Origin of the sequence: Chlamydia suis (assembly GCF_900169085.1) — a bacterium.
GTDB lineage: Bacteria > Chlamydiota > Chlamydiia > Chlamydiales > Chlamydiaceae > Chlamydia > Chlamydia suis.
In genome coordinates this window covers 1-7,494 of record NZ_LT821324.1, presented here as the reverse complement: position 1 = coordinate 7,494, position 7,494 = coordinate 1, and the positions used below count along the sequence as shown (strand labels likewise).

Below are 7,494 nucleotides of genomic sequence, written 5' to 3'. Positions count from 1 at the left end.
TTTTGCAACTTTCGGTGGTAGACTTTGCAACTTTCGGTGGTAGACTTTGCAACTTTCGGTGGTAGACTTTGCAACTTTCGGTGGTAGACCTGGTCAAGATAGACTTTTGTTAAGAAAAAAATTAAACTCTTGTGGCTCCGATTTGGAATTGCTTTGTTTAAGAAAAAATGGATTCAAGAGTTTGCCACAGAAGCCGGTTATTCTTAACTTTTGGAGATGCTGCGGAAATTTGGCTGTCAACACTATCTCCTTTAACTAGAAAAAATTACGCATCCGGAATCAAGTTTTTAGTTTCTTTAGAGATATTTGACCTAACGGAAACGCTGGAAAAAGCCATCTCTTTTGACCACAACGAATCTTTGTTTAAGATCAAGTCTACCACCGCATTTAACGGAAAGGTTTTTTCTGAAGCCTCTAAACAGGCTAGAGCAGCCTGTTATATATCGTTCACCAAGTTTTTATGCAGATTAACCAAAGGATATATTAAGCCTGCCATTCCTTCTAAAGAGTTCGGAAACACCACATTTTTTAAAATTAGAGATAAAGTCAAAACAGTCTCTATTTCTAAAAGGGAGTGGACTATATTTTTTGATGCGCTTCGTTTGGTGAATTACAGAGATTATCTGATTGGGAAGCTAATTGTGCAAGGCGTTAGGAAACTGGACGAGATTTTGTCTTTGCGTAAAGAGGATATTTTTTTCGCGTCTAACCAAATTGCTTTTCGCATTAAAAAAAGACAAAACAAAGAAGTTAATGTCTTGATTACATTTCCTTTTAGCTTGATAGAAGAGTTGAAAGAGTATGTCGGCAAGAGAAACGGCTTTGTATTTATTTCTGAAGATGGATCTCCAACAACAACAAGTCAAGTTGCGCATAATTTTAAAATTGCAGCGCTTCGGAGTGCAATGACAACAAAAATTACTCCAAGAGTTCTTAGAGCTAGTGCGTTGATTTATTTGAAGCAAATAGGGTTGAGAGACGAAGAAATTATGCGAGTTTCCTGTCTTTCTTCAAGGCAAAGCTTATGTTCTTATGCATGTTCTGGGGGAAGTTCTATTTTATGTTTGCCGAACATGCTGTGATATAATTAAAATTATATGCGTTTTTGTTGCGTGAAAAAACCTTTGTAGACTATATTAGAGCCATCTTCTTTGAAGCGTTGTCTTCTCTGGAGGATTTATCGTACGCAAATATCATCTTTGCGGTTGCGTGTCCTGTGACCTTCATGATGTCAGAGTCTGAACACCCTAGGCGCTTGTACTCTGTCACGGCGGTTGCTCTAAGCACGTGCGGGGTTATCTTAAATGGGATCGATGCTTGCAGTCCTGCTTGAGAGAACGTGCGGGCGATTTGCCTTAACCCCACCATTTTTCCAGAGCTAGTTACGAAGACCAAACCTCTTCGTAGCCCAATGTACTCTCTTAAAGAGTGCATGAACTTCTGAGGATAAGTTATAATAATCCTCTTTTCTGTCTGACGGTTCTTAAGCTGGGAGAAAGAGATGGTGGCTTGTTGAAAACATATCTGATTAATCTCCAAGCTTAAGACTTCAGAGGATCGCTTGCCTCCTTGTAGCATGGTTTGAGCAATTAGCCAATCTCTAGTGTTGATTTTTTTTAACTCATTTAAAAACGAAACTGTTTGAGATTGGTTCATCGCGTTTGTTTTTACAATTTCTCTAGTTTTAAAGAATGTTCGGCTGTTTTCTTGTTTAGAGGGCTGTGCGATAGTAACAATCCCTTGAGTCATTCTATTTAAAAATCTAGTCAAAGAAATATAGCTGGCCGCACGAACTTGTTTGGTTCCTTCTGTCCAAGACGCTTTTGATGAGGGAATTTTTTTTATCGCGTCTAATATCAGGTTGTGGTTCAAAAGAGAAAATTCTTGTAGATTCATATCTAAGGACAATAATCCGATCTTCTCTAAAGACAAAAAAGCTCCTCGATAAGATCTGCAAGTGTGTTTATTTAATGATGCGGTCCAATGCATGATAATCTCGAATAAAGAGAAGCTTCTCATGCGTTTCCAATAGGATTCTTGTCGAATTTTTAAAACTTCCTGATAGGACTTTTCGCAATGTTCTAACGACATTTCTTGCTGCAAAGATAAAATCCCTTTACCCACGAAATCCCTCGTGATATAACCTATCCACAACTGTCCTGATTAGTGAAATAATCAGGATGTTATTAGGATAGCACGCACTGTATTTTTTTAGAAAAACATGAAAACAGAGTCTGAAATAGTACGCCGCATGCAAGATATCGAGTATGCGTTGTTAGGAAAAGCTTTGGTATTTGAGGATTGCACCGAGTATGTGCTGAGACAACTAGCTAATTACGAATTTAAGTGCTCTCATCACAAGAATATTTTCAGAGTTTTTAAGTACTTAAAAGACAACTCGTTACCAATAAGTATCGATTCTACCTGGGAAGAACTTCTAAGACGGCACATTAAAGATATAGATAAGTCTTATCTTGGGTTAATGCTGCACGATGCCTTGTTTGAAGAGAAACTTAGAAGTGTTTCGCATACGGTGCTTCTTGATGATCTAAGCGTATGTAGTGCCGAAGAAAATTTAAGCAATTTCATTTTTCATTCGTTCAACGAATATAACGAAAACCCTTTAAGAAGATCTCCGTTTTTACTGTTAGATCGCATAAAAGATCGTTTGGATAAGACGATTGCAAAGACTTTTTCTATTCGTAGTGCTAGAGGCCGATCTATTTATGATATTTTTTCTCAAGCCGAAACAGGCGTGTTAGCTCGTATAAAAAAAAGGAGAACGGCTTTTTCAGAAAAACAAGATGCTTTTTATGACGGATTACCAACCGGATATCAAGATATTGATAGTAAAGGAGTTGTCTTAGCAAACGGAAACTTTGTGATAATAGCTGCTAGGCCTTCTATAGGAAAAACAGCTTTAGCTATAGATTTGGCTATAAACATCGCTATCCATCAACAGCGTCGGGTTGGCTTTTTGTCTCTAGAAATGAGTTCGGGACAAATTGTTGAAAGAATCATAGCCAATTTAACAGGAATATCTGGTGAAAAATTACAAAGAGGCGATTTATCCCAAGAGGAGCTTTTTTGTGTGGAAGAAGCTGGAGAGACTGTAAGAGAATCACACTTCTATATATGTAGCGATAACCAATATAAGCTCAATTTGATAGTGAATCAAATTCGTTTATTAAGAAGAGAAGATCGTGTTGACGTTATATTTATCGATTACCTACAGCTTATTAATTCGTCTACAGGAGAAAATCGCCAAAATGAAATCGCTGATATTTCCAGAACTTTAAGGGGGTTGGCTTCAGAGTTAAATATTCCTATAGTTTGTTTATCCCAACTGTCCAGAAAAATTGAAGACCGAGCAAATAAGGTGCCTTTGCTGTCAGATTTAAGAGACAGTGGTCAGATAGAACAAGATGCAGATGTAATTTTGTTTATTAATAGAAAAGAATCCTCTTCTACTTGCGAAATAACTGTAGGGAAAAATAGACACGGATCGGTTTTCTCCGTAGTGTTACAGTTCGATCCAAAAATAAGTAAGTTCTCTGCTATCAAGAAAATATGGTAAATTACAGCAATTGTCACTTCATTAGAAGTCCTATCCATTTGGAGAATCAGAAATTTGGTAGAAGACCGGGGCGCTCGATTAAGATATCTCCAGAGCTATCTAAGAACGGATTAGTTGAAGTTATTGGGCTTGATTTTCTTTCTTCTCATTACCATGCACTAGCGGCTATTCAAAGATTGCTTACGGCAACAAACTATAAAGGAAATACAAAAGGCGTTGTTTTATCAAGAGAATCGAATAGCTTCCAATTCGAAGGATGGATTCCTAGAATTAAATTTACAAAAACAGAGTTTTTAGAAGCCTATGGCGTTAAGCGATACAAGACGTCCAGAAACAAGTATGAATTTAGTGGTAAAGAAGCCGAAACCGCGTTAGAAGCTCTATACCATTTAGGACACCAACCTTTTTTGATAGTGGCAACAAGAACTAGATGGAATAATGGATCACAAATAGTTGATCGCTACCAAACTCTTTCTCCTATTATTAGAATCTATGAAGGGTGGGAAGGATTAACAGATGAAGAAAATGATGATATCTATTTAACCCCATTTAATTCGCCATCAACCAGAAAACATAAGGGGTTCGTTGTAGAACCTTGTCCCATTTTGGTAGACCAAATAGACTCTTATTTTGTTGTTAAGCCTGCCAATGTATATCAAGAAATCAAAATGCGATTTCCAAACGCATCGAAATATGCCTACACGTTTATCGACTGGATAATTACCGCTGCAGCTAAAAAGAAAAGAAAAATAACCAGAGACAATTCTTGGCCAGAAAACATGTTTTTGAACGTTAGCGTCAAAAGTCTTGCTTATATTCTAAGGATGAATCGATACATTATCACAAGAAACTGGAAAAAAATTGAATTAGCTGTTGATAGATGTATAGAAATAGCAATTCAATTGGGGTGGCTTTCTAGGAGAAAGCAAATAGAATTTATGGATTCATCCAAACTTTCCAGAAAAGAAATTCTTTATTTAAACAAAGAACGTTTCGAAGAAATAACAAAACAATCAAAAGAGCAAATGGAACAAATAGAACAAACCGAGCACAATTAATACAAGCTTGAAACAAAAAAGCCAGTTTATTTAAAGCTCAAAATAAAAAGAGTTTTAAAATGGGAAATTCTGGTTTTTATTTGCATAATACTAGCAACTGTGTATTTGCAGACAATATTAAAGTCGGGCAAATGACAGAACCTCTTACAGACCAACAGATAATACTTGGAACAAAGACGACTCCTGTCGCAGCAACAATAACTGCCTCTGAAGGCATTTCTTTGACTATAACAAACTCTCAGCAAAACAATGCCTCAGTAAATATCGGGTTAGATGCTGAAAAAGCTTACCAAACTATTTTAGATAAGCTTGGCGACCAAATTTTCGATGGAATTACAGGATCTATCGTAGATGGCGCAGCTCAAGAGATTTTAGATAAAATCACATCAGACCCTTCTTTAGGATTATTGAAAGCCTTCAACAACTTTAGAATCACAGAGAAAATACAATGTAATGGTTTATTCACGCCTAGCAACATCATGACTCTTGTAGGAGGAACAGAAATAGGTAAATTCACGGTAACTCCTAGAAGCTCTGGAAGCATGTTTCTAGTTTCGGCGGATATCATTGCATCAAGAATGGAAGGTGGCGTTGTACTAGCGCTAGTAAAAGAAGGAGACTCTCAGCCCTGCGCGATTAGTTACGGATACTCTTCTGGAGTCCCCAATTTATGTAGTTTAAAAGCCTGTGTTACTAATTCTGGATTAACACCAGCAACATACTCTCTCCGTGTAGGAGGTCTAGAGAGCGGTGTTGTATGGGTTAATGCTCTATCCAATGGGAACGATATTCTCGGAATAACAAATACTTCTAATATTTCTTTTTTGGAGGTGATACCTCAAACAAACGCTTAAATAATTTTATTGGATTTTTCTTATCGGTTTTATATTTAGAGGAAACAGTTCTAATTACGGGGTTTGTTATGCAAAACAAAAGAAAACTGAGAAACGATTTTATTAAAATTGTTAGAGATGTAGAGAAAGACTTCCCTGAATTAGATCTGAAAATACGAGTAAACAAAGAGCGAGTTACTTTTTTAAATTCTCCCTTAGAACTCTATCATAAAAGTGTCTCACTAATTTTGAGCTTGCTACAACAAATAGAAAACTCTTTAGGATTATTCCCAGATTCTCCTGTTCTTGAAAAATTAGAGGATAACAGTTTAAAGCTAAAAAAGGCTTTGATTATGCTCATCCTGTCTAGAAAAGATATGTTTTCTAAGGCGGAATAGGTTTTTAACTCTAACGTTGGAGTCGATTTGCAAACCTTAGTTTTTTGCTCTTTTAAAGGGGGGACAGGTAAAACAACTCTCTCCCTAAACGTGGGATGCAATCTAGCTCAGTTCTTAGGGAAAAAAGTGCTTCTGGTCGACCTCGACCCCCAATCCAATCTTTCTTCTGGATTGGGGGTCGGAGTCACAAATGACAAAAAAGGCCTTCACAATATAGTTTACGCCTCAAGTGGTTTAAAATCAATTGTTTGCAAAACAAAAAAACCTGGTGTAGACATAATTCCTTCCTCGTTTTTGTCTGAGCAATTTAGGTTATCATCAACGTCAATCATCCCCAAAAATAATTTAAAACTGTTTTTAGATGAGTTTTGCGCTTCTTTTTACGATGTCTGCATAATAGACACTCCTCCTAGTCTTGGGGGATTAACGAAAGAGGCGTTTATTGCAGGAGATAGATTGATAGCGTGTTTAACTCCCGAACCATTTTCTATTCTTGGACTACAGAAAATTCGAGAGTTTTTAATCTCTATAGGAAAACAAGATGACGACCATATTCTTGGAATAATATTGTCCTTCTGGGATGACCGAAATTCAACAAACCGGACATACATAAACATCATCGAGTCTATCTACGAAAACAAGACTTTTTCAACAAAAATACGACGAGACGTATCCTTAAGCCGCTCTCTTCTTAAAGAAGACTCTGTAGCTAACGTGTATCCACATTCCAGAGCCGCAGCAGACATTCTAAGCTTAACATATGAAATAGCAAATCTTTTGCACTTCGAACACAAACAAGACTTTTCCCAGAGGACACTGTGAATAAACTTGAAAAAGAAGCTAACGTCTTTTTTAAGAAAAATCAGACATCTGCTTCGCAAGAATTTAAGAAGAAAGTTCCTTCGATAGAGATGTTTTCAATAGCTTTGAATTCGGAAGAAAGCCAGAGTTTGGATCGGCTTTTTTTATCCGATGATCAAGCTTTGTCTGACGAGGAATCGTACCAAGAAGATGTCCTATCAGTTAAACTTTTAACCAGTCAGATAAAAGCAATTCAGAAACAGCATGTGCTTCTTTTAGGAGAAAAAATCTATAATGCAAGGAAGATACTAAGTAAGAGCTGTTTCTCTTCGACAACGTTTTCTTCTTGGATAGACTTGGTTTTTAGAACTAAGTCGTCCGCTTACAACGCGTTAGCTTATTATGAGCTCTTCATAAGTCTTCCAAGTCAAACTTTGCAAAAAGAGTTTCAATCAATTCCATATAAATCTGCGTACATTTTGGCAGCTAGAAAGGGAGACTTAGATACAAAAGTCTCTGTTATAGGGAAAGTTTGTGGAATGTCAAATGCGTCGGCTATACGAGTTATGGATAAACTCCTTCCTTCGTCTAGAAGTAAAGAAGGACGAGAATTCCAGGAGTCGGATTTAGAGAAAAATCGAAAGTTATCTGATTCGCTCTTAGAGACACTTCGAATCGTTTGCTCTGGAACTCCTTTATCTCCATACAACGAAAATCTTTTACAACAGTTGTTCGAAGTCTATAAGAAAAAGAGCTGATCCCGGTCAGCTCTATATATATATCTATTATATATATATATACTTTAGGGATTCGTTTTTACGAGAGAG

General features: G+C 36.9%; 8 protein-coding genes. 7 read left to right on the top strand and 1 reads right to left on the bottom strand.

Going from position 1 to position 7,494, the window contains the following annotated elements:
- Positions 1-167: 167 nt before the first annotated feature.
- A complete protein-coding gene (locus B6E89_RS04865) occupies positions 168-1,082 on the top strand; it encodes a site-specific integrase (RefSeq protein WP_080133280.1) in 915 nt (304 codons plus the stop codon).
- Between the two features lie 49 nt (positions 1,083-1,131).
- Here the strand turns inward: B6E89_RS04865 and B6E89_RS04860 are convergent, their stop codons facing one another.
- Entirely contained in the window at positions 1,132-2,124 is a 993-nt protein-coding gene (locus B6E89_RS04860) for a site-specific integrase (RefSeq protein ID WP_080133279.1), read from the bottom strand.
- A gap of 97 nt (positions 2,125-2,221) precedes the next feature.
- On the opposite strand from B6E89_RS04860, the gene B6E89_RS04855 reads away from it, so the two are divergent.
- The 6 genes from B6E89_RS04855 to B6E89_RS04830 all read left to right on the top strand — a co-directional run bounded on the left by B6E89_RS04855 (position 2,222) and on the right by B6E89_RS04830 (position 7,425).
- Positions 2,222-3,577, top strand: coding sequence for a replicative DNA helicase (locus B6E89_RS04855; RefSeq protein ID WP_080133278.1), 1,356 nt, complete (start codon positions 2,222-2,224; stop codon positions 3,575-3,577).
- The gene (locus B6E89_RS04850) at positions 3,571-4,635 is read left to right on the top strand and encodes a virulence factor (RefSeq protein WP_080133277.1); all 1,065 of its coding nucleotides are present in this window, start codon (positions 3,571-3,573) and stop codon (positions 4,633-4,635) included. The genes B6E89_RS04855 and B6E89_RS04850 overlap by 7 nt, the downstream gene beginning before the upstream one ends.
- Positions 4,636-4,694: 59 nt before the next feature.
- A complete protein-coding gene (pgp3, locus tag B6E89_RS04845; RefSeq protein WP_035405410.1) occupies positions 4,695-5,489 on the top strand; it encodes a virulence factor Pgp3 in 795 nt (264 codons plus the stop codon).
- A gap of 68 nt (positions 5,490-5,557) precedes the next feature.
- Positions 5,558-5,866: a hypothetical protein gene (locus tag B6E89_RS04840; RefSeq protein ID WP_035405408.1), complete on the top strand. Its 309-nt coding sequence runs from the start codon at positions 5,558-5,560 to the stop codon at positions 5,864-5,866.
- Positions 5,867-5,893: 27 nt separating this feature from the next.
- Positions 5,894-6,688 (top strand): ParA family protein, encoded by a 795-nt coding sequence (locus B6E89_RS04835; protein ID WP_080133276.1) that lies wholly within the window; start codon positions 5,894-5,896, stop codon positions 6,686-6,688.
- Positions 6,685-7,425, top strand: a complete 741-nt coding sequence (locus tag B6E89_RS04830) for a CT583 family protein (RefSeq protein WP_080133275.1) — start codon at positions 6,685-6,687, stop codon at positions 7,423-7,425. Before B6E89_RS04835 ends, B6E89_RS04830 begins: the two co-directional genes overlap by 4 nt.
- Positions 7,426-7,494: the final 69 nt, after the last annotated feature.

Bases quoted from the DNA above. Each gene is read 5' to 3' on its own strand.
- B6E89_RS04865 (WP_080133280.1), top strand. From the start codon at position 168: ATGGATTCAAGAGTTTGCCACAGAAGCCGGTTATTCTTAACTTTTGGA.
- B6E89_RS04855 (WP_080133278.1), top strand. From the start codon at position 2,222: ATGAAAACAGAGTCTGAAATAGTACGCCGCATGCAAGATATCGAGTAT.
- B6E89_RS04850 (WP_080133277.1), top strand. From the start codon at position 3,571: ATGGTAAATTACAGCAATTGTCACTTCATTAGAAGTCCTATCCATTTG.
- pgp3 (WP_035405410.1), top strand. From the start codon at position 4,695: ATGGGAAATTCTGGTTTTTATTTGCATAATACTAGCAACTGTGTATTT.
- B6E89_RS04840 (WP_035405408.1), top strand. From the start codon at position 5,558: ATGCAAAACAAAAGAAAACTGAGAAACGATTTTATTAAAATTGTTAGA.